20 protein-coding genes are annotated in these 20256 nt (G+C 51.3%); 6 read left to right on the forward strand and 14 right to left on the reverse strand.

Annotated elements, in window-relative coordinates; genetic code table 11:
• The first annotated feature begins 207 nt into the window (after positions 1-207).
• From K3T82_RS30140 to K3T82_RS30150, 3 genes are all read left to right on the forward strand, one after another.
• Positions 208-654: an SRPBCC domain-containing protein gene (locus K3T82_RS30140; protein WP_220197217.1), complete on the forward strand. Its 447-nt coding sequence runs from the start codon at positions 208-210 to the stop codon at positions 652-654.
• 2 nt (positions 655-656) lie between these two features.
• Positions 657-1001, forward strand: a complete 345-nt coding sequence (locus K3T82_RS30145) for an ArsR/SmtB family transcription factor (RefSeq protein WP_220197218.1) — start codon at positions 657-659, stop codon at positions 999-1001.
• Between the two features lie 433 nt (positions 1002-1434).
• Positions 1435-2472 (forward strand): PIG-L deacetylase family protein, encoded by a 1038-nt coding sequence (locus K3T82_RS30150; RefSeq protein WP_220197219.1) that lies wholly within the window; start codon positions 1435-1437, stop codon positions 2470-2472.
• 323 nt (positions 2473-2795) lie between these two features.
• On the opposite strand, the gene K3T82_RS30155 is transcribed toward K3T82_RS30150, so the two are convergent.
• From K3T82_RS30155 to accD, 7 genes are all read right to left on the reverse strand, one after another.
• Positions 2796-3491, reverse strand: coding sequence for a TPR end-of-group domain-containing protein (locus tag K3T82_RS30155; protein WP_220197220.1), 696 nt, complete (start codon positions 3489-3491; stop codon positions 2796-2798).
• A 133-nt stretch (positions 3492-3624) separates the two neighbouring features.
• Positions 3625-4119: a nuclear transport factor 2 family protein gene (locus K3T82_RS30160; protein WP_220197221.1), complete on the reverse strand. Its 495-nt coding sequence runs from the start codon at positions 4117-4119 to the stop codon at positions 3625-3627.
• 122 nt (positions 4120-4241) lie between these two features.
• Entirely contained in the window at positions 4242-4661 is a 420-nt protein-coding gene (locus tag K3T82_RS30165) for an ester cyclase (protein WP_220197222.1), read from the reverse strand.
• Between the two features lie 76 nt (positions 4662-4737).
• Positions 4738-5184 (reverse strand): nuclear transport factor 2-like protein, encoded by a 447-nt coding sequence (locus tag K3T82_RS30170; RefSeq protein WP_220197223.1) that lies wholly within the window; start codon positions 5182-5184, stop codon positions 4738-4740.
• Positions 5185-5531: 347 nt separating this feature from the next.
• Positions 5532-6008, reverse strand: coding sequence for a hypothetical protein (locus tag K3T82_RS30175; RefSeq protein WP_220197224.1), 477 nt, complete (start codon positions 6006-6008; stop codon positions 5532-5534).
• Between the two features lie 51 nt (positions 6009-6059).
• Positions 6060-7094: an acetyl-CoA carboxylase carboxyltransferase subunit alpha gene (locus K3T82_RS30180; protein ID WP_220197225.1), complete on the reverse strand. Its 1035-nt coding sequence runs from the start codon at positions 7092-7094 to the stop codon at positions 6060-6062.
• Positions 7095-7152: 58 nt separating this feature from the next.
• Entirely contained in the window at positions 7153-8058 is a 906-nt protein-coding gene (accD, locus tag K3T82_RS30185) for an acetyl-CoA carboxylase, carboxyltransferase subunit beta (protein ID WP_236031645.1), read from the reverse strand.
• Between the two features lie 450 nt (positions 8059-8508).
• Here accD and K3T82_RS30190 point away from each other — a divergent pair, with 450 nt between their 5' ends.
• The 3 genes from K3T82_RS30190 to K3T82_RS30200 all read left to right on the forward strand — a co-directional run bounded on the left by K3T82_RS30190 (position 8509) and on the right by K3T82_RS30200 (position 10261).
• Complete coding sequence (locus K3T82_RS30190; protein ID WP_220197226.1) at positions 8509-8985, forward strand: DUF2975 domain-containing protein; 477 nt, start codon at positions 8509-8511, stop codon at positions 8983-8985.
• A 9-nt stretch (positions 8986-8994) separates the two neighbouring features.
• Positions 8995-9198 (forward strand): helix-turn-helix domain-containing protein, encoded by a 204-nt coding sequence (locus K3T82_RS30195; protein WP_220197227.1) that lies wholly within the window; start codon positions 8995-8997, stop codon positions 9196-9198.
• Positions 9199-9565: 367 nt separating this feature from the next.
• The gene (locus K3T82_RS30200; protein ID WP_236031646.1) at positions 9566-10261 is read left to right on the forward strand and encodes an HPP family protein; all 696 of its coding nucleotides are present in this window, start codon (positions 9566-9568) and stop codon (positions 10259-10261) included.
• A 123-nt stretch (positions 10262-10384) separates the two neighbouring features.
• Here K3T82_RS30200 and K3T82_RS30205 read toward each other — a convergent pair whose 3' ends face one another.
• The 7 genes from K3T82_RS30205 to K3T82_RS30235 form a co-directional block, all read right to left on the reverse strand.
• Positions 10385-13786, reverse strand: coding sequence for an AfsR/SARP family transcriptional regulator (locus K3T82_RS30205; RefSeq protein WP_220197228.1), 3402 nt, complete (start codon positions 13784-13786; stop codon positions 10385-10387).
• Positions 13787-14657: 871 nt separating this feature from the next.
• Positions 14658-14930, reverse strand: coding sequence for a hypothetical protein (locus K3T82_RS30210; RefSeq protein WP_220197229.1), 273 nt, complete (start codon positions 14928-14930; stop codon positions 14658-14660).
• 545 nt (positions 14931-15475) lie between these two features.
• On the reverse strand, positions 15476-15700 hold the full coding sequence (locus tag K3T82_RS50215; protein WP_220197230.1) for an Os1348 family NHLP clan protein: 225 nt from the start codon (positions 15698-15700) through the stop codon (positions 15476-15478).
• Complete coding sequence (locus K3T82_RS30220) at positions 15654-15830, reverse strand: hypothetical protein (RefSeq protein WP_220197231.1); 177 nt, start codon at positions 15828-15830, stop codon at positions 15654-15656. The genes K3T82_RS50215 and K3T82_RS30220 overlap by 47 nt, the downstream gene beginning before the upstream one ends.
• Before the next feature lie 291 nt (positions 15831-16121).
• Positions 16122-16823 carry an NAD(P)H-dependent oxidoreductase gene (locus tag K3T82_RS30225; protein WP_220197232.1) on the reverse strand — a complete coding sequence of 234 codons (702 nt, stop codon included), beginning with the start codon at positions 16821-16823 and terminating at the stop codon, positions 16122-16124.
• A 69-nt stretch (positions 16824-16892) separates the two neighbouring features.
• Positions 16893-19058, reverse strand: coding sequence for an FAD-dependent oxidoreductase (locus tag K3T82_RS30230; protein WP_220197233.1), 2166 nt, complete (start codon positions 19056-19058; stop codon positions 16893-16895).
• Between the two features lie 115 nt (positions 19059-19173).
• Positions 19174-20097, reverse strand: a complete 924-nt coding sequence (locus K3T82_RS30235) for a DUF1702 family protein (protein WP_220197234.1) — start codon at positions 20095-20097, stop codon at positions 19174-19176.
• Positions 20098-20256 lie beyond the last annotated feature (159 nt).

The raw sequence follows: 20256 nt of genomic DNA on the forward strand, positions 1-20256 counted from the left end.
ATCAAGTTTTTGAAATCAGCCTGCCCTCCCCTTGACAAAATGCTTCTTTCACATTATTATACTAATAACACGTGCAACCAAAGGTTGCACATAAACACTCCGGATAGTTAGTTACGTCAGATAGTTACGTTACATAAGGTCTTATGCGAAAACCATCGCCGCTTACGCGCTCAGGTTTCCGGATAAGAAGTAGTCAGGAGAATTTCGATGACCGATATGATCGAGCGAGAAATCAGCGTTCAGGCACCAATTGCAACAGTATGGGAAGTCATCACAAAACCTGAATACATCAGCCAGTGGTTTGGTAGCCAGGTCGAACTCGACTTGCGGCAGGGTGGAAAAGGCAGACTGGTCTGGGCCGAGGACTTTCAGGCTCCCCTGGAAGTTGTAGACGTAGACAAGCCCCATCATTTCTCTTTCTTCTGGGTCGCACCCGATGAGGAGACCAAACCCACCAATCAGCAAACCCTAATTGAGTTCAAGCTCACAGAGAATGGTGCGGAGACAAAGGTAAGCTTCGCGGAGAGGGGTTTCGAGAAGCTTGAGCTTACTGAGGCCCAGAAGGCGAACCTGATTGCCAACCATACCCCCGGCTGGGTCGACTTCTTGTCCAAGTTGCAGAATGTTGCCCAGAATATCCCAACAAAGGCGTAAGCATGTCATCAACTGCACCTTTTAATGAAGAGCTCTGGTTTGCCGTTGCTGAGCCGAGCCGACGGAAGCTCATCGAGCTTTTGCTTCTCAAAGGTGAAGCAACTGCAAGCAAGCTGGCGGATGAAGTCCCGTTTAGCCGCCAGGCGGTGAGTAAACACATAGCTGTTCTGAAAAGGGCAGGTCTCGTTAAAGAGCGCAAAGCTGGCAAAGAGGTTCTCTTTAGCCTCTCGCCAGATGGACTTAGTGTTGCAGCCCAGGAACTATCACGGGCTGCAACGCTCTGGGATGAACGGCTACAAAAGATTAAACAAATCGCTGAAAATTTTCCTACTGAAAATCTTCCTTAAGGTCTTCTTCGAAAACCAACGCCGCTGATGCGGCTAGCGCTCAGGTTTCCAGAGAAGTAGGAAAAAAGAAGGCTTGGCGCTACATAAGCTGCCATGAAGGGCAGAGTGGCAGTTACTACATGCGTAAGCTGTATTGACTAAAGTGAATTACACCCATTGCGTTATGTCTCTCAACAGCTTGTGTAGCGCCAGGTCACGCTCCAACTTTCGCCTCTTTGAGAGGATTTGTTACGATCCCATTCCTCATTCAATGTTATTCTCGTTTGAAAGCTCACAAATCGATCTCACAGAATAGAATCTTAAGAAAAAGGTAATCTTCCGGTAATGTAGGCACATTACAGTTCCATTACAAAAATGGTCTAGCTCATGCGCATAGCAATGGTCGTTAACGTGCTCAATGGCCGTCAGGCATAGTCAGTTTTATGGAGAAAATATGATTCAATTGCAAGACGAGCTTACGCTTTTGAGAGCTCATTTACAGGAATGCCTTGATACCCTTGCAAAAGCACAAACTTACCAGGCCGAGTCATCTCTCTTGGCTGATATATTCAGCAGGAATGGGAGAGAAAACCAGGTGCGCATTGCTACACCTCCAGGCTATGGCTACGAACAGGAAACGTCTCTCTCGCCACTTGACGTTGATCCAAGCGGTCCTGTCATGCAGATTGCCGCACATCCGGGAGATGGCCCCGATTTTTTCTATGCCACCTATCTCAAAGTGGCAAGCAATACGCACTATCGCAATAGCTTTCATGAGGTCCTTTTAACTGACGGCGAGGGAGGGGTCGATGGGTGGCATCCTGAGCGAACGAGACAAGTAAGGATGAAAGAGGCGTATGCTGGGGCACAGGTCGTCGAGAGCAACCTGCACTTTCTTCGTTATCCAGATGGAGGTCTTTCGTCGCTTGCTCCTGGAACGAAAGCACGCTTGATCGCGCAACTTGCACAGGAAATAGAAGCGATCCAGCCAAGTATCGTAGTGGTGCATCCTCCCAAAAACGATCACCCTGACCACGCGCAAAGCTTTTTGTTGACCATCGCTGCGTTGGGAATGTACACCCGGGCGGGTGGAAAAGCGCCCACACTTCTCATTCATGATGTAGAGTTTGGCCTACAACAGCGAAGTATCTGGGCATCTCCCGCATGCGATCTCCTCGCTGAGGCATACCCTGTGCATGTGCCTGAATTCATAGTGGACATCTCATCAACGCACTCTCTTGCCCAACAGGCGCTTTGGAAACATCAAACGCAGATGTACGATCCTGTGCTTGGACAACCCAAATTGTACGTTGATTTGATCGATTCATTGGCCCAGGTTCGGGGATTGCAATTTGAAGAGAACGCAGATCGTATTCCCATGGGTCAGGGCTTCAGTCACGTCGTTCTCCCTGGCGTGACAAGCGAGTACAATCTCTTACCACTCCGCTTGCCACCAAATAGTATATACAGGCGCGTAAAAAAGGCGGCCTAGCGCAAGCGCCCGGAGGAGTCATCCCCCATTGACATAGAGAGGCAGGCGTGTCTGACTAATAAGAGTGTCCAACGCGCTTGCCCATAACCTTACAATGGCGCGATAAACCAGGGCATGGATCGCCCCCCTCTCAAGCGCAAAGATGGCGCGTCAGGCGGGCCGGATGGACCCGGCCAGTCTGGCACGTCAAGTAATCAGTGCGCGGGGAAGGGGACTTCTGGCAGAGTCCAGGAGCCCCCTTCCCCGTCGCTGTTTTTTTGGGCCTGAGAAGACGAGTAACCTTGGAGTCAGCCTACACAAAAGCAACCATGTTCCAATTACTCTTAGTTGAGTTCGCTTATGAGGATGGCGCGTAGCGAGTTCGGGGCATCATCCTGTTCCAGCCAGGCGGCGACTTTGGGCTCAAGCCGGAAAGCATGCTTGAGCGCCTCCACAGCCTTTTGGTGCAGCTCAGCCTCGGCATAGAAGCAGGCTAACTGGTACAATGCCCGCCCAAACTCCTGTGGAGGTAGGGGCATGAGCTGCAGCTCTTCGATCATTTCTTCGTACAGTCGGGTCGCCTGTTTCAGCTCACCTCGCCGCAAAAAGTTTTCCGCCAGATGCCGGTATGGATGCTTGCCACCATAGGCAACAATGGGTCCAATGGCCTCCTTTCGCTCGACAAATATCGTCTCTGGAAGCTGCTCTACCTGCTCTACAAGGGCCGCGAAGGCTTGCTCGGATTCATCCCACACCTCCTGCCAGGTGCGTCCCTGCGAAGCGATGAAGGTCTCGGCGTTGGACCGATCCATGTCCCTCGGAGGAGGTGGCATCTCGCCCGCTCGGACCGCTTGAAGTTCCTCTACCCCTCGCCTTCGCCAGGACGCGAGGTGAGCCCGGAGTTCTTTGGCCGACCAGTTCTCGAGCGTTCCGTTCGCCTCATATTCATCTGTGCGCAGGATGCCGATCCAGGCGATTTCGGCCTTCCATGCCTGACGAATTATGTTCAATAGGCCGGTTTGAAGCGCTGTTTTCTCCATAGGAAGGTTCCCTTTCTACAGGTGATTTGCTAACGTTTAGTATAACGCCAGAGCGCTCTGGCATCTCATTCCTATGTTTAGATGCCAGAGCGCCCGTGTCGCCATGAAAGCAGTGCATTACTTACATACGGCCCTATGATTCGGATTTAACAGTGTTTCCCTGTGAAGTTGGGTGCGTCAACAGTGAGGGATCCCCGGCGAAACCGACAGGTGAGGCTTTCCAATAATCGGATGACAGCTTCGCGCCAGCTGAGGCAAAGAGATACTCTCGGAGCATATTGACGACCTGGAGCGGGCGCAAATAGCTCTTCGCGGCGCGAATCAGGCCATTCTCGTCAAAGGTCAGGACCATGGTGCCCTGTACCTGATGACCACGGACCCGGCCCTGGGATTCCCACAGCAGGACAGCCGTGTCCGTCCCATTGTAGAACTGATGCGTATATTTGGGATAGCCGACGTTGGAGAAGGCTTCCGTCATAAATTGCAGGGTGAGCGATTTTCCCTCGACATGTTTGACGAGGAAGGGGCTATACAGGTCCGCGTCGGGGGCAAAGAGAGACTCGAACTCCTCTGTTTTGACGCCGCTTTCTCCCTGCTCTGTAAGTTCCGCGAAACGTTGGTATGACATTATATTCTCCTCATTTCTAACTCCTCATTACTGAGGGTAGCGATAGTGGAAGGCTCAAGAGCGAACCATCTACAATGGATACATCAATGCGGGCGCGTTCCTCCTGAGAGGGCAGACATCGTCTATTTTGGCGAGGGGATCGCCCCAAGTTGCATAGCCAGGCCAAAGATGTCTGTGTTAAACCAATCTTCGACAATCTTGCCCTCGGCGATGCGGCTGATGTTAATGCCTGTGATTTCTACTTGCTTTCCGGTCGCTGGGAGACCCCTCCACGGCTGTGCGTGCGTCCCACGGATACGGAAGCGGCAGACAGCCTGGTCGCCTTCCGCGATGACATCTTCAACGGTAAAGTGAAGGTCAGGGAAGACAGTGCAAAGCCCGGCAAGATATTTTCGATAGCTCTCAAGGTTCGTCACCTGAGGGCTATCCGGATCATGGCGCACATAGCTAGAAGCATAGATCTGGTCGATAGCCGCGAAGTTCTTCTCGGTTATCAGGCTTAGACTGCTACTCGCGAGCGCCTTGTTCTCTTCTAACGACATGGTGGTCTTCTCCTCTGCGCAGTTTCGGGCCACTCATTCCCACATTCATGACGGTCAATATACATAGTAGGCTGTCTTAGTTCGCGCCCGTGGCGGTTGGGTCATAATACTCTCTAGGCAGGACGGAAGCGATGGACTTCACCATTTTCTCTTTCAGAAGTCCGCCAACCTGTAGAGGGCGCAGGTAGTTCGTCACCTCATGAATCAAGCCATCTTCCCCTTCCGTAATGACTATTGATCCTTCAAGCGGAAAATCGCGACCGTCCGGTCCCGTGAATGTCGCTTCCCACAGGAAGAGGGTTGAGCCTTGATTGTCTTCCAGCTGATGCGTATATTTGATATTCGCGGGAATCGTATATACGTCGCTCAGGAGACGCTGGGTGACCTCTTTGTTGCCACGCAGTGACTTCATCAGGAAAGGGCCGTTAAAGACGACATCTGACGCAAGAAGGGCCGCGAACTCAGGCGAATTGATTCCGCTTTCCCCCTGCTCGGTAAGTACAGCAAAACGATGGTATGCCATTCCAAAACCTCCTTGAATGCCGAGGGAAGAGCTGAACAATAGCACCTCTGGCGAGTGTGCCACTCTTCTCTCGCTACTAGAACATATCCAGAGCGTCTGGCTGATAATTTGAAATCGCATGAAGGATGTCGGCCTTCGCTTCCCATCGCTTCACACGCCTTTTATCAGCCTTTATCAATAAGTGTAGTAATTTCTCCTTAAACTAGCATCCTCAATCCTGATGATTTCTCGACAAGAGTTTCTTTTTCGCTGTAATCCTCAGGATTGAGGACCCATATTCATCCCCCAGAAACGCGACCTACACCATATAAGCGTTACACTGACGCTCACGCCGTCCCTCCCAGGGATCAGGCGATCCCTGGGAAGTTGTAAGCGTTCCAGCCCCAACGCTGATGAATAACTTCTTCCCACTTCTGAAGCTCTCGCTCCCAGTATTCATCATGGTCATCATGTGATCGCCTTGTGGCGAGCGGGAAAGAGGGATCTTCAAGTTCAATGCACACCTGCGCGAGATCTTTCTCATCAAATGTCAGGCGTTGCTGGCTCCCCGCGCTATCAATTTCTACATCCTGGTACTGGCGGGCAATACGGTTCAATTGCTCCAAGGTGAGCGTGCTTTGCTCATAGAGATCCAAAACGGTCTTCTCAAAAGTTGCGTAGGCTTCGCGTTTTCTTTGTGCTCTCGACGACTCTTGTTTGCTCATATTGTCCTCCTGCTCTTGAAAATTTTGCCCTCTAAATGCATTCGCCAACGCCGCCTCCTCGGCGGCTACCGCTTCGCGCTCAGGCGAATGTTCGGAGTGTCCTCTAAATGCATTCGCCAACGCCGCCTCCTCGGCGGCTACCGCTTCGCGCTCAGGCGAATGTTCGGAGTGCTAGGTGTCCTCACGACCAGTGCTTGCTACGAAGTGTCGCTCAAAATTCAAGATTGTGCCCTTCTGCTGCGCGGAATTATGGCGCTGAAAATTGCCAATCGAGCGAAACTTCTGATAGCGCATTTCTAACAATTCCTCGATGGAATACTTTTTTATGTCCGCCATGTGTTCTTTCAAAGCGGTCTTTAAGAAACTGGCGGTCAGCACAGGATTACGATGCGCGCCCCCCACAGGCTCCGGTACGAGACCATCAATGATCCCGGTCGCGATGATCTCGCGGGCACTGATCCGCATGGCCTCGGCGGCCTGAGGCGCGAAGGATGTTTCACGCCAGAGTATGGAGGCCGCGGCCTCTGGAGAGGCTACTGTATAAATACTATATGAGAGCATCAAAAGTCGGTCCGCGACGCTGATACCAAGCGCGCCGCCGCTGCCTCCTTCGCCGATAACCACCGCGATTATCGGCACTGGTAGGCGAGCCATCAAGGTGAGATTGGCGGCAATGGCTTCGGCCTGGCCTCGCTCTTCATCCGCCAGGCCAGGAAAGGCACCTGGCGTATCAATAAAACAGATGAGCGGAAATTTGAACTTCCCTGCCATTTGCATGAGGCGATAGGCCTTACGGTAGCCCTCTGGATGAGGCATGCCAAAGTTGTGGAGCTGTTGCTCCTTTGGTCCGCGACCCTTCTGGTGACCCAGCACGATGACGGTTTCAGCATTAAACGTGGCTAGCCCACCAATCAAGGCAGCGTCATCGCCAAAGGCGCGATCACCATGCAGCTCCATAAAATCGTCAAAGATCAGGTGAATGTAATCAGCGGCGTGCGGACGGGCTTTGTGCCGTGCCACCTGGACGGTCTCCCACGTACTCAGGTTGGCATAGATCTCCTGCAAGCGTGAGGATAGTTCTTCACGCGCCTCCTGAAGCTTTGTAGGATTCCCTGGCTCGCCTTTCTCCTTTTGCATAAGGCGGATTTTTTTCGCCAGTTCCATCAATGGCTTCTCAAATTCGAGATCGAATTCTAATGCTTCCATAAGGCCCTTCTTTTCTCATTGGCGCGGTGTGCCTGCTCGCTCCGTTGCGATTGAGTTTTTATGCATACACTTCGTGTTCAAGCGATGGTGAACCGCCCTTCTCTTTAGTTGCTGGCAATGAGCCAGCCCGGTCATAGAAGCGTAACAATCGCGCAAGAGTGCACCGCAAATCCTGGCGCTGGACGATAAAATCAAGCATGCCATGTTGGAGCAAGAACTCGGCTGTTACCGCTCCATCTGGCAATTTTTCATGCATAAACTGCTCAATTACTCGCGGACCGGCGAAGCAGATCAATCCGCCCGGTTCCGCTAAAATGACGTCACCAAGCATCGCGAAGCTCGCGGTGACGCCTCCTGTGGTGGGGTTGGTAAGTAGGCTGAAGTATGGCAAACCCAGTTCGCTTAATTTCGCCAGGGCCGCCGAGGTTTTCGCCATCTGCATCAGCGAGTAGAGACCTTCTTGCATACGCGCGCCGCCGGACGCGGAGACAATGAGCAAAGGCAGGCGGCGCGCTATCGCTAGTTCGATGGCGCGAGTGAGCTTTTCCCCCACGACAGTTCCCATGCTCCCACCAATGAAGTTGAAGTCCATAACTCCAAGCGCAAGAGGCATTCTTTCAATAGTCGCGTAACCAGTGACGACGGCATCTTTGATGCCCGTCTTGTGGCGCTCTTGCGTGAGTTTCTCCCTATATACCTGCGACTGGTTGCCGAAAGCGAGCGGGTCTTCGGAGGTCAATCCTTTATCTATTTCAACAAAGCTATTCGTGTCTACCAGAATTTCAAGGCGTTCATACGCGCCCAGATGAAAATAATACTGGCATTCAGGGCAGATCTTGTGGTTTTCCCTGCAATCTCTCTCCAGAAGTATTTCCTTGCACCGTGGGCACTTTATCACGATATCTTTAGGTAGTTTGCGGAGAGATGGTGTTGAGATCTTTACACTAGGAGTCATGGAAAACATGGGCTTTTTTGGCGCTCCTTTCGACTTCAGCTCTCTCACAACATTAAGACTTGTGCTCCTTGCCTGAAAACCTGGGCGCGTTAACAGCGCCGTGCCCTCGTATGAGGGTTGGTTTTCGCATAAGACTGTATTAGCAATTGTGCGAAAAGAAGCTTACCAGTCACTTACCGTCGTTCTACATCAATAAGTTCTTATTCGAAAACCAACCCTCATACGAGGGCACGGCGCCGCTGGCGCGCTCAGGTTTCCGGATAAGGAGTAAAAGGCTTTTGTAGAAGGATCATATGAAGACAGAAGTGAAGCCAACGCCTGGCCTTCCCGAGGGATTCAACGATTGGGCTATCTTTTTGAAAATACGCAGTGAATTACCAAATAACGATAATAATATATTGATAAACAATAAATTATGTGCTAAAATATGGCTATCAAATACGAATTGAGGTGATAATTATGAAACGAAGTTCGACATTCTTCTTGAAAGCTGTTCTTTTACTTATCGCAATCGGCGCACTTGCTGGCCTGATTTGGTTTCCTCAGACTGAAGGAAGAGCGACTAACCTAGATCTCATCAGTATTTATACAGATCCATTTATTATCTATGGGTATGTAGCTTCGATTCCTTTTTTTGTTGGGTTGTATCAAGCATTCAAATTATTAAACCTCATTGATGCTGATAAGGCCTTTTCCCAAAGCGCTATTAATACACTCAAGAATATGAAATTTGCGTCTCTCAGTCTTATCGGTTTTATTGCATTAGCGGAGGTTTATATCCGTTTCTTTGCGCATGGTGATGATCCAGCAGGCCCAACGGCACTTGGAATGCTTGTATCTTTCGCAGCCCTTGTTATTGCAACTGCCGCTGCTGTTTTTCAAAGGCTTCTACAAAACGCGGTAGACATTAAATCAGAGAACGACTTAACAGTTTGAGGCTACAGTATGGCAATAATAATAAATATCGATGTAATGCTGGCTAAGCGAAAAATGAGTGTCACAGAACTTACCGAAAAGGTAGGTATAACCATGGCGAATCTTTCGATACTGAAGAATGGGAAGGCAAAAGCTATCCGCTTTTCAACGTTGGAGGCGATTTGTAAAGCTTTAGATTGTCAACCTGGAGACATTCTGGAATATAAGAAATAGGGAGTATGCTGGCAAGGTCTACTGGAGATAAAGAACGCCTAAGAAAGTCATTGTAGGAAGAGAACACCTGGGACACATCGAGGACGATCAGCAATGATCGTCCTCGATGTGTCCCAGGTGTTCTCTTCCTATGGCAAAAATATGGATCTCCAACGGGAGACGTTCCCCAGATGGTATCAGGGCGCGACTTTTATGGGAAGTAACCTACAGGTAAGAGCGTCGCGCGAAGAGTATAGGAGGCATAATCCTCTTGCTAGATATTGTAATTGAAATGGAACCGATGAGAGAGTGTGTGAGAGGATTATGTCACATCTTGAATGCTTCTATTTAGAGCGAGAGCTACGTTACTTCTGTAATAGGGATCAGCATGAAATTAGAAATTAAGGCACCGGAAGACACGTCGGCAAGCGAGCAAGCAGAAGATAGAGCACCTATGTTCTTAGAGATTCCAGGTGGTACGTCCGCCGTTGCCAGAGGATTGTTCAAGCGCTTCGGGACCCTCTGGCTCCTGCGCAGTTCCGCTCAATCGCCCATCCTGGCAAGCTTTGGTTTTCTCAATGGTGGTGTAAGCATCGGGCTTATGGCTGTGCTGGCGGTCATTACACACTCTCCGTTTGTTTTCCCATCCCTGGGACCAACGGCGTTTCTCTTTTTCTATGCTCCGTTAACCCCCTCAGCCTCGCCCCGCAACACGATTCTTGGGCATGGTATCGGTGTGCTCGCTGGCTACTTTAGTCTTGTGGTCACGGGCCTGACTATGGCGGCACCAGCACTGTCTACAGGCGTCACCTGGTCGCGAGTCGTAGCCGCCGCGCTGTCACTTGGGATTACGGCGGGTTTGATGGCCTTATTCAAGGTTCCACATCCCCCGGCAGGCTCAACGACGCTCATCGTTTCATTAGGGCTCCTTACACAACCCTGGCAACTTCTAGTATTGATGGCGGCAGTTGTTCTGCTCACCTGTCAGGGCTTCATTATGAATCGGATCGCGGGTCTGGCGGTCCCGCTCTGGCATCCACGCCATTCGCCATCCACAAACAACGCGGAGATAAGCGATTCATAGTTTAGATGCCATATCACAAGGGAGAAGAGGAGGGCAAAGCAAGTGAGCGGTAGCATGGAGAGACCCGTTTCTTCCCATGCTACCGCTCACTTGCTTGATTATCATCTCTCGTCATTTTTAGGGCTAACCCATAAGACGCTGATAGAGGTTTTGAATGTTAGCGGGAGGGGCGGCCCCAAACTCTTGCTCCAGAGCATCCTTACAGCGTTGATACTGGCGCAGTGCGAGCCCGCGCTTTCCCTGACGAGCATAGCAACGCATAAGGCCATAATGAGCCTCTTCCAGCCACTCATCGATGGCTAGCATATGCTGCCAGTGGATGATGCTCTCATCAAGCTCTTCAACCTGCCAGGCAAGCAACGCAAGCTGCTGGCGCGCATCCAGATAAGCTCGACGCAACTCATCGCGACGAATCGTGGACCAATCGCTATAAAAAGGTTGAACATAATCGCCGCGATAGAGCTCAACCATACACGTGAAAGAGGCTTTCGCCTGGTCGTCGTCTTCCTCTTCGAGGGCTTGTTTGGCCTGTACCTGGGCATCCAGAAACGTTTCGACATCGTACCATACCGACTTGCCATAGAGGGCTTCTGGTCTGAACATATAGGTGCCACCTTTGGCGACAATTGCCGCTTCTCCCCCTAGTGCCTGGCGCAAGTAGTAGATAGTGGAATAGAATGTGCGCGTCGTCTGCTCGTCTACGTCAGGCCACAGGGCGGTGATAATCACTTCTTTACGCATGGGGCGACCACAGTCAAGCAGGTAGAAGAAAAGCTCCATCGCGCGTGCCATGCGCCAACGAGTGATTGGCTCCTTGTTAATAGCAACCACAGGTTCGCCAAAGGCTGTAATCGTGAGTGCGCTTTGAGTTGGCGAACTACTGGATGTTATGGGGCCAGTCGTTTCAATAGCAGGAGTAACTAACGGCGCGGATTGCGTGGGCCGTTGCTTCTCCTGTATAGAGTTTTGCTCCTCGTCTGTGGTAGTAATCTGACTGTCAGGGCTCAGGTGAAATAAGGCTTTCTCGCGCGCGAACTCGGGATTGGCGAAGGCTTTAGATAAGCCTGGAAGGCGGCTTATTTCCTGTCGCGCCAGTTGTTCATAGCCTTCGCAAATGGTAATGATCCGCGCGGCTGCTTTCAGGCGCTCAATCGCGTCAGAGGTTTGGCCTTGCAAAATGTGGTAAGAAGCCAGGCAGAGAAGGGCGCGCAGATGTTCTTGCTTGAGTCCAACTGTACGCAGCGTGGCTTCACTCTCAATCAGGTAGGGCCAGGCTTTGCTATAGTAGCCCTGATAGAGATAAATGGTCCCAAAAATCAAGTCGCGCAGGGCCTGTTCATACCCGATGGAGTTTCCGCTGGTAGTCTGAACTTCGGCTTCAGAAATGAGGATGAGGGCCGTCGCGGTATCGCCCATCGCCAGATAAATCATCGCCAGATCGCAGAGCGCATCATAAATGAGACCCTGGTCGCGAAGCTGTCGCGCCAGGGCTAGAGCCTCTTCAGTTGTTTCCAGGGCAGCCTCATAGCGCTCCTGGCGCTGGTAGAAGATCCCCAGGCAGTCGAGGACATACGCCTCACCCCGCAGGTAATGCAGTGGACCTCTCGCCAGGGTCAATGCCTGCTGAAAAATAGGCTCAGCTTCTTCGAAGGCTCCTTGCCGCACTTTGATATTCCCCAGGCGGACAAGATTATCGACTTTGCCTTCATCCTCCTCAAGCTTCTCCCAGCAGGCGATGGCGCGGCTCATATGATGCTCCGCCAGGGAGAAATTACCCTGGAGACAATATGCCCTGGCGAGCACACTATGCCCGCTAGCCGCCTCGCGCTGAATGGTATGTCTTCCCCAGAGTTGTAACGCCTTCTGGATGTGAGCGATCCCAGAGGCGAAATCGCCGAGCAGAATATGACCCACACCAAGCCGAGTCAGGGCTTCGGCTCTCAGTCGCACTTCGTCGACTGGCAGGCTGGTCAGGACTTGCTGGCAGATATCCATGCTCTGGCTATATTCTCGCTGCCGAAATAAAATTTTGCTCCGCATAATGCTCGCCTCAGCCTGCAAGGTTGGAAGATTCTGGTTGTGGAGCGGGGAATTATGAGTCATCAAGGTCTGTATAGCGCTTTCGGCGCTTTCAACCAGGGGAAGAGCCGCGTAAATATTACCTTGCCCAAGATAAATGTTCGCGCGAATCAGCAGCAGCTTTGGATACCGCTTCATTATGAATAGCGGAAAGGCATCGATCCAGCGTGCCACCGTTTCCATATTGCCCTGGCTCATCATCTGCTCAGAGGATGCAACAATCAGGCTGGCGGCGGTATCATTGACTTTTGCTTCCAGGGCATGGTAGATCGCCTGTTTATAGTTATGAGCCCTGCTTAGCAGCTCAGCGGCTCGCTGGTGCAGGTAAAAAAAGCGCTCAGGAGTTTCGTGGCGTAACTCTTCAATGAAGAGCTTCCGCAGGACAGGGGCACAGATATACACGACATTCGGCCCTTCGCCGTTATGCGTGACAAATAGATTTTGCTGCTCCAAATATTGCAGGTGGTGGAGAGCTTCCGTGGGTGGGATGTCGAGAAGTTCCGCGCAGGTTGCCGGATGCATCTCTTGTAAGATACTGACCTCCTTGAGAAAGGCATAGGTATCCTCATGCTTTTGGAAGACTTCATTGACGACATACGAAAAGAGATATTCTGAGGCTGCCTGATGCGTGGGTATATCCGTAAAAGGTGAAGTCATGAGGTTTTGTTGGAATTGCGAGATATGGCTCAGGTGTGTGCCAAGCAAGATGCCAGCGACCCAGCCATTGAAGGCGAGAGCTAACTGGTTGGCTTCAGCATCCGAGAGCGGTTCCACGCCCTGCAACTGAGCCAATTGATGAATCTCCTGGGCGGTAAAGCGGAGCTGATCGACTCCAACCCCAAAAAGCATTTGCTTCGCGAGAAGCCAGGCAAAATTGAGAGCAGGAATGACACGGCTCTCGATGATGATAGTACACTGTGGCGGAAGCTTTTTGAGCAGTGAGCCTATCAGGTGGTTCATTTCCTCAAGGTCATTGATCTCCTGATAGTTACAGAGCAAGAGAGCGAAACGCTCAGGGATCTCAGCCTCTATCGCTGAGGCGAAGGCGTCAACGGTCCTCTCAAAATAGCCTGTTTTCCGGGACTCCAAAGAATTTTTATTGAGCAGGGAGTCCAAAGCGCTACCAAAATTGGGAAAGCATTGGCGAATACTGGCGAGAAGGACCGTAAGGAAGGTCATACGATCCGCATCGGTATGATCGAGAATATACCAGCAACAAGGGAGCGTTGTTTGGTGAGCGAAGTCAGTCAATAGGGTTGTTTTACCATAACCGGCGGGAGCCTGGAGCAGAACCAATTTATAGGGGCGCAGGCGAACCTTTTTCTCCGTTCCCATCCCTGATTCTCCCAGCGCGTTGATGAGTTTTTGTACCAGCCCATCACGATGCACATGGGTCGCGGTCAAGGGTGGACAAGTAATTTTCCTTTGATTAAGCAAATCGTTCACAAGTTGCTGCCTTTCCTGAGCTCCTTATCCAAAAACCGGAACGCGTTTTTGTTGATACGACCTTCAACGCATCCTTCGCGGTGGTTTTCGCACAAGGCCATACTAATTTCTAGCATGAAGATGTATAAAATACTCTGGTTTGGGGCAGAGCATTTTGACATGGGAAAGGGGGATGGAGGTTGTTTGGTTCTTGTTAAGAACTTGGTATATTATCTTCGCTTATGGAAGATGCAAAGACATGATGTATGGCTGAATGATTTTTACTAACAAACTCAAATGTCAATAATATTCAGTACCATGTCTTACAATTAAGTATAAGCAAATTTTTTGGTTACACAAGTACCTCATCCTTAAGGTCTAACAATAAAGCGTTCCTTCGACATGTTCGCGACTCATTCGCGCTTACCAATTGAAGAGATGTGCCAGATCTTGTATTCAGTTTTTTCCTTTCCCCCCTCAAATATTGGGATCAAATAGCATTTGGCGCATCCACACCATGTAACCGCTATTTCTGACTTCGCTGAAGAATCAGAGAAAAAGACAGCAATTACTATATAGGTAACGGGGCATATTACCATTTTTTGCTGTTGAGTATGCGATAAATGCGAATAAAACTAATGGGGATTAAACGGACACATCCTAAACAAACGAAATAGCTGAGTTTGCGGAAGATAGGGCTAATGCGCTGAGCCTGCATTAGAGAAGCCCCCGGCGTAGGTGATGAGCACTGTATTATGAGTGGGCACGACGCAGATTAAAGCGCCTACATAGGTGCTGATCATGTTAACCAGCAATATGTAGGCGCTCAATTTTAGCGAGCGCTTTATCTTACATTGGGGAGCGCTCATGGCTTTATAATAGTCACGTATGGCTATAATACAGGGCCAACGTAAATGGGCATTGGGCTGTCTGGAGGTCCCTCGTCGCCAACGTAAATGGGCATTGGGCTATCTGGAGGTCCCTCGTCAAGCTGGTAGGCACCAAATATGGAATCATGCACACGCTCGACAGAGGGAAAGTGAAATGCAAATGAAAGGCTGAGCAGAAATAGAACGAGCGCGGTAATCATCAGCAGAATGAGTTTTGACCACAACGTGACGTGAGCCTGGAGAGAGGGGGTGGTTAAGCAGTGCTGTCCGTGCATGATGTTTGCTCCTTTAAAGAGAATTTTCAGTGACCACATTCAATTGCTGAGGATAGGATAGCTCATCATCTTTCGCTAGCTATTCGCGCTTGTTTCGCCATAAAATAGTTTTCTTCGCAGTTACTTCGCAAATCCGATCTTTGCACGTAGGTCACTATATAAAGAGCTAATATATGCATCATAGGAAATATATTTCTTAACAGATGATGAACGGGTAGTACGCGATCTGTGTACCAGTGTGAAGGGGCCGGCAGTGGGGGTTGCTTACGCAAAGTCTTTCTCAGTGCGAGAATTTCAGGAATAAGGATGGAAATAGTGGGCACTATAACGCGGCGTGGCTGGAAATCATGACTCCTGATCAAGAGCTGATTATGGAATCTAGGCACAAGTCATTTGAGTACCTGCCTCGCCGCTGAGTGATTGAACGTACCATTGTTTGACTAACCTTTAGTCTCTGAACTGGCAAGAAATCTTGCCTGATAGCGAAAATGTTGGATCTATGTTTCTTCAGAAATAAACAAGTGTGCTCCTTTGCGCAGCACCAGCTATGAAGGTTCCACATCATCGCTATCACTAAAGGCGTCTAACAAACACTGGCTAAATTCTGAGAGAGTTTCGGCGCTGATTGTGCTGAATACAGCTTTCTCCTCTTCTGTGAGCTCAAATCCTCTCTTTTGAGTCGAGACGAGAGGATTCTCTCTCAATTCTCGCCAGAATTGTTTGTCAACGGCGGCTAAACCCAGTATGCTGTTGAGTGTTTTCCAGGACACGATGTCCTCCTTTCCCTCGTATGGCAAGCATACACAGCATGTTATGAAAAGCATTCGCCAACGCCGCACGGGCGGCGGCTAGCTTCGCCGCTACATGGTTCCACCTCAAGCTGAGTTTGTGTTGTGCCATGTCTGAGCACCTCGGGCGGCTGCGTTCAGACTAATGAAAGGCATAGGATAATTCTTCCTTGGAGTGCAAACATATTAACACATTTATACAAGAAAAGAACCGGATGTGCGAGCACACCAGTACTCCATTCTCTAAAAAGGCTAGCCTTCAGTTAACTATTGCCATTGTCATCTGACAACATAAACGCTCGCTAGCCCCATTTGTCGTCGCAACAACTTTTTCCATGACCCTCCCCCCAGTTGTTGTCGCGACAACAAATTTCACGATCATCGGCATTGGTGCAGGCAACCTTTAGCGAGCGCCTACATTTGACGCGTCGCCATAGGCTGGCTCGCCTACCACAAGTGGCTTCTTTCCATACCACTCCTGGGTAATGGAGCGCACCTCTTCAATTGACTCATCAAGCAAGCGAGCTTTCACATCCTCGCTTTTCGAAGGGCTCATGCCCTCGCCCAACACACCGCGAATTTCAGAGAAGCCCATAAATTTAAACTCAAGCTTTGCCAGGGAGAAACCGTGGTCATAGGTTGGACCAAAGAGACTGCCAACGGTTCCGTCTCCTGTGCTGTAGGTTCCAAAGGCTGTCATCAAGACCAGAGCTTTTTTGCCGGTCATCAGTCCCAGAAAGGCTCCCTTTGGATTGGGCAGAAAGGTATCGCCTTGTAGCATGACCGAATCAAACCAGGCCTTTACGGTAGCAGGCAGAGAAAAGTTGTACATAGGGGTCGCCAGGACCACCACGTCACATGATTTGAGTTGCTCTGTCATGCGATCCATCTTGGCGAGGGCTGGAATGGGGATATCGCGGGGAATGGCTTTGGTGATACGCCCAAAGTAGCCCCCTAGCGCCTCGATAGAGAACAGATCGGGTACGTCCTGGCAGAGGTCGAGTTCCTCAATCTCCGTGCCTGATGCCTCTTCAAGAAAGGCATCTAGCATCTTCCTGGTACGGGACCTTGGATTGGGTAGATATTTGACAATAAGCGTCTTCATTGAATCCTTCCTTTCCTCTAAAAAGGCGATAATCTTCACGATAGTTCCGCCAGGAATCTGGCGAACAAGCTAGAGAACAAGCGTTTTCATGTACTGACTCGCGTTGTGAGCCAGGGCCATAATGGAGAGCATGGGGTTGACGCCACAGGCAGAGGGGAAGACGCTGCTATCGCAGACAAACAGGCCCTCGACTCCATGTACTCGCTGATGCTCGTCCGTAACCGATGTTTTCGCGCTGGCTCCCATGCGGCATGTACCCATCTGGTGAGCCGAAAACATGATCACGCGGTTAGCGCCAAGGCCACGACGCTGCATAAGGCGGTCAAAGTCGCGCAAGCGCTGCCTCTGTTCGCTTTCCTGCTCTGACCTTATAAGGTCGGTTGGTTTATTTTGCAGGGAAATCACTCTCTCCGCGCCTGCCGCGAGATGAATCCGCGCTCCCTGGCGCAGACCATGCAAGATATGCTTGCGATCATAACGAGAGACGGTATAGTCCACGACAGGCTCACCGGCGAGGTTCATGCTCACAGAGCCTTCTCCCTTGTCTCGATTTAAGATGATGACCGAAGCAAGATGCGAGACAGCCATCATTTCATCGCGGAAGTTGCGCGCGGAATACCAGGGAGTCGCCAGGCCGAAGAGACCGGGATGCGTTGGAGCAACTTCCAGGGTATAGCCGTAGTTGCGGTCCAGGTGGGCAAATTGGCTAGAATAGGCGGATTGTAAAACCCCTTGCCAGGCATTGATCTTTTCAGGGTAAACGCCTACGCTGATCGCTGTCGGGTGCAGGCGCAAGTGCCGCCCGATGTGTGGATTTTCAATTCCCGAACGTCGCAGAAGTAAAGGAGAGTACAGAGCGCCCGCCGCAACGACGACGACGCCAGCGCGAACAGTCAGCGAGGAGGTTTCTCCTGTGCGCGTATCCCTGACGCTTGCCTGCACCCCAACGGCGCGCCCATGCTCGATAAGGATCTTTTCCGCGCTACAGCGAACCAGGATCTGCGCCTCATGGTCATACGCGTCTTGCAAGTATGTCTTGAGCGTAGATTGGCTGCATCCATAGCGGCACCCCAGATTACAGGAACCGCAGCGCTGCTCGCAGCCAACGGCGTTGCGCGGTATGACTCCGGCATGATATCCAAGGCGCGTGGCACCATCAAAGAGCTTCTGATTTTGCGGATTATGCTGACTGTTTTCAACATTTACGCGGATACGCCGCTCTACAGCGGCAAAGCTGTCCTGTAATTGAGAACTGGTAAAGCGGCCTGTAAGCCCTGAACTCTGCTCCCATTCCGCGAGCACATCATCGGGGGTACGAAAGGAGGTCATCCAGTTGACGACGGTGCCGCCTCCCAGGGTTTCACCCGCCAGCATAATGACGCCAAGATCTTTCGTCGAAAGCGCTCCCCGTTTCAAGAAAAGCTCCGGCATCGCCTGTTCTTCGTGCCAGGAAAAGTTGCCTTCGTAGTTATAGCCCCCCTTCTCCAGCACGACCACGCGTTTACCAGCTCGCGCGAGTTCCCCCGCGACTACGCCGCCACCAGCGCCAGAGCCAATCACCACTACATCAGCTTCCAGCGTGGTATCCCGCGAGATCGCCACAGGCGTTATGCGTTGTGGAGTATCCGGCGGTGGTGGTGGCGCTTCAAATTCCAGGGTGGCCCAGTTGGGATTACTTCCCTGCTCATCAATGGCGGAAAAGTACAGCAAGCCAGCCAGGCGCTTGAGTCCTTGAAACCCCTGGCGGAAGGGTTTTACAGGGCTATTGGCGAGCGCTAGTAAATATTGCTCGCGCTTCTCCTGTGGCAGATCCACAAAGGGACGGGCACTCCCCGCCAGCAGCAGGCCCATAGGAGGGGCGGTGAAGAGACTCAGGAAGAGGCGAATATCCGCCTGTACTTCTGGACCTTCCTGGCCCAATTTGTCGGCAACCAGCTCGGCGATATGTAAATCGTGAGCACAGCGTCGATAATAGGCGGATAGCGCTTCGGAGCTACCCGCAGGAGGTTGAAGCGAGGGAAGGAGGGTATCACAAATGGCTTCCAGAAGAGAAAACTCTTTGGGTGTCAGCCAGTTCGTACCTTCCCGCTTCTTTGTCTCCTCGGCTGTCGATGCTGTTATTCCCATCGTTTTTGCTACCTCCATGTTATGAAAAGCATTCGCCAACGCCGCCGGTGTGGCGGCGAAGCTAGCCGCCACATGGTTCCACCTCAAGCTGAGTTGGTGTAGTGCCATGTCTGAGCATCTCAGGCGGCTACGCTCAGGCTAATGAAAGGCATGTTCATCAATGCAAATAAGAACAGGCAGAGTTCCGAGTTTTCAAGGTACAAAACAATTGGCATGAGAATGCTTAACTTTGGGCCTCATTCGCCACGGCATCCAGAAAATGCTGCTCAATCCGCTCTCGCCAGATCTCATGCGCGGTGTCGCCAGAGGGAAGGTTTTCCAGGGCTTCATTCGCGATGTGGGCGACAGTCTCACCAGAGCGTTCACAGAAGACACGGCAGGCAAGCTCAGTATGGGGCGTAATATGACCAAAGCCATAGCGCCTCTTCGCCGCTAGGGCACCAGCCAGAGCCAGTTGAGGTCGATACGAGCCGGCGGCAGCGAGCAAACGCCCAAGCGCCTCGCGCTCCATAGGGCTTCCGGCATAAGCGCAGGCAAATGCGGCCCCACTCCAGAGGTCCGCCTGACGAGATTCGGGGAAGGCGGCTATCACATCGATGACTTGCTCAACACTCTCGCCAGTCGCGAACCAGATACTCCGGCCCATGCCCTGGTCAAAGACGCGGCGAGCATAAGGAGAGAGATGTGAGGGTATTTCCTGCTTTTCAAGATAGCGCTGCCGAGCGAAGAAGCCTTTATAGAAGCCATAGCCATCCACCACCATCCAGCGGAAAGCGGGATGGTCGAGCCGCGCCATGAAGCGCTCGATGCGCCTACCTCCCATGCGACCAATCGCCAGCCCCGCGCCTATATAGATAGGAATAATGTATGGGGCACCTGGCCCACGCACGAATTCTTGCAGGCGCGTTCGCCAGGGCATAAAGTAATCAAAGACGGTGAAGCCCAACCCTATGCCTTCGTAGGCAAACCCGCGCCAATTAGCATCAACCTCATTCATCTGCGCGACCAGAACATCAAAGCGATCATCTTCCAGGGTCAGGCGAAAGCCCTTCATGACCACTGCCATGACTTTCTGGTCGGACCCCTGGGCCTTAGGGACGGAACGTAGAATGGTTCTACGAAGCGTTCTAAAAAGAGAATTTGTCACGGCGTTGCCTCCTTCATGAGCCACACGCAATAGCGCCAGATAGCGCTGCTTGCCACATAAAGCAACTGTGGAGGATAGAATTTACCACCCACTTACCCCGAATAAAATCTCACCATCCAGCCCAGATTTTGGACAGTTTTTTCGCAGGTGCGAAACAAT

Origin of the sequence: Ktedonospora formicarum (assembly GCF_016587355.1) — a bacterium.
GTDB classification, from domain to species: Bacteria; Chloroflexota; Ktedonobacteria; order Ktedonobacterales; family Ktedonobacteraceae; genus Ktedonobacter; species Ktedonobacter formicarum.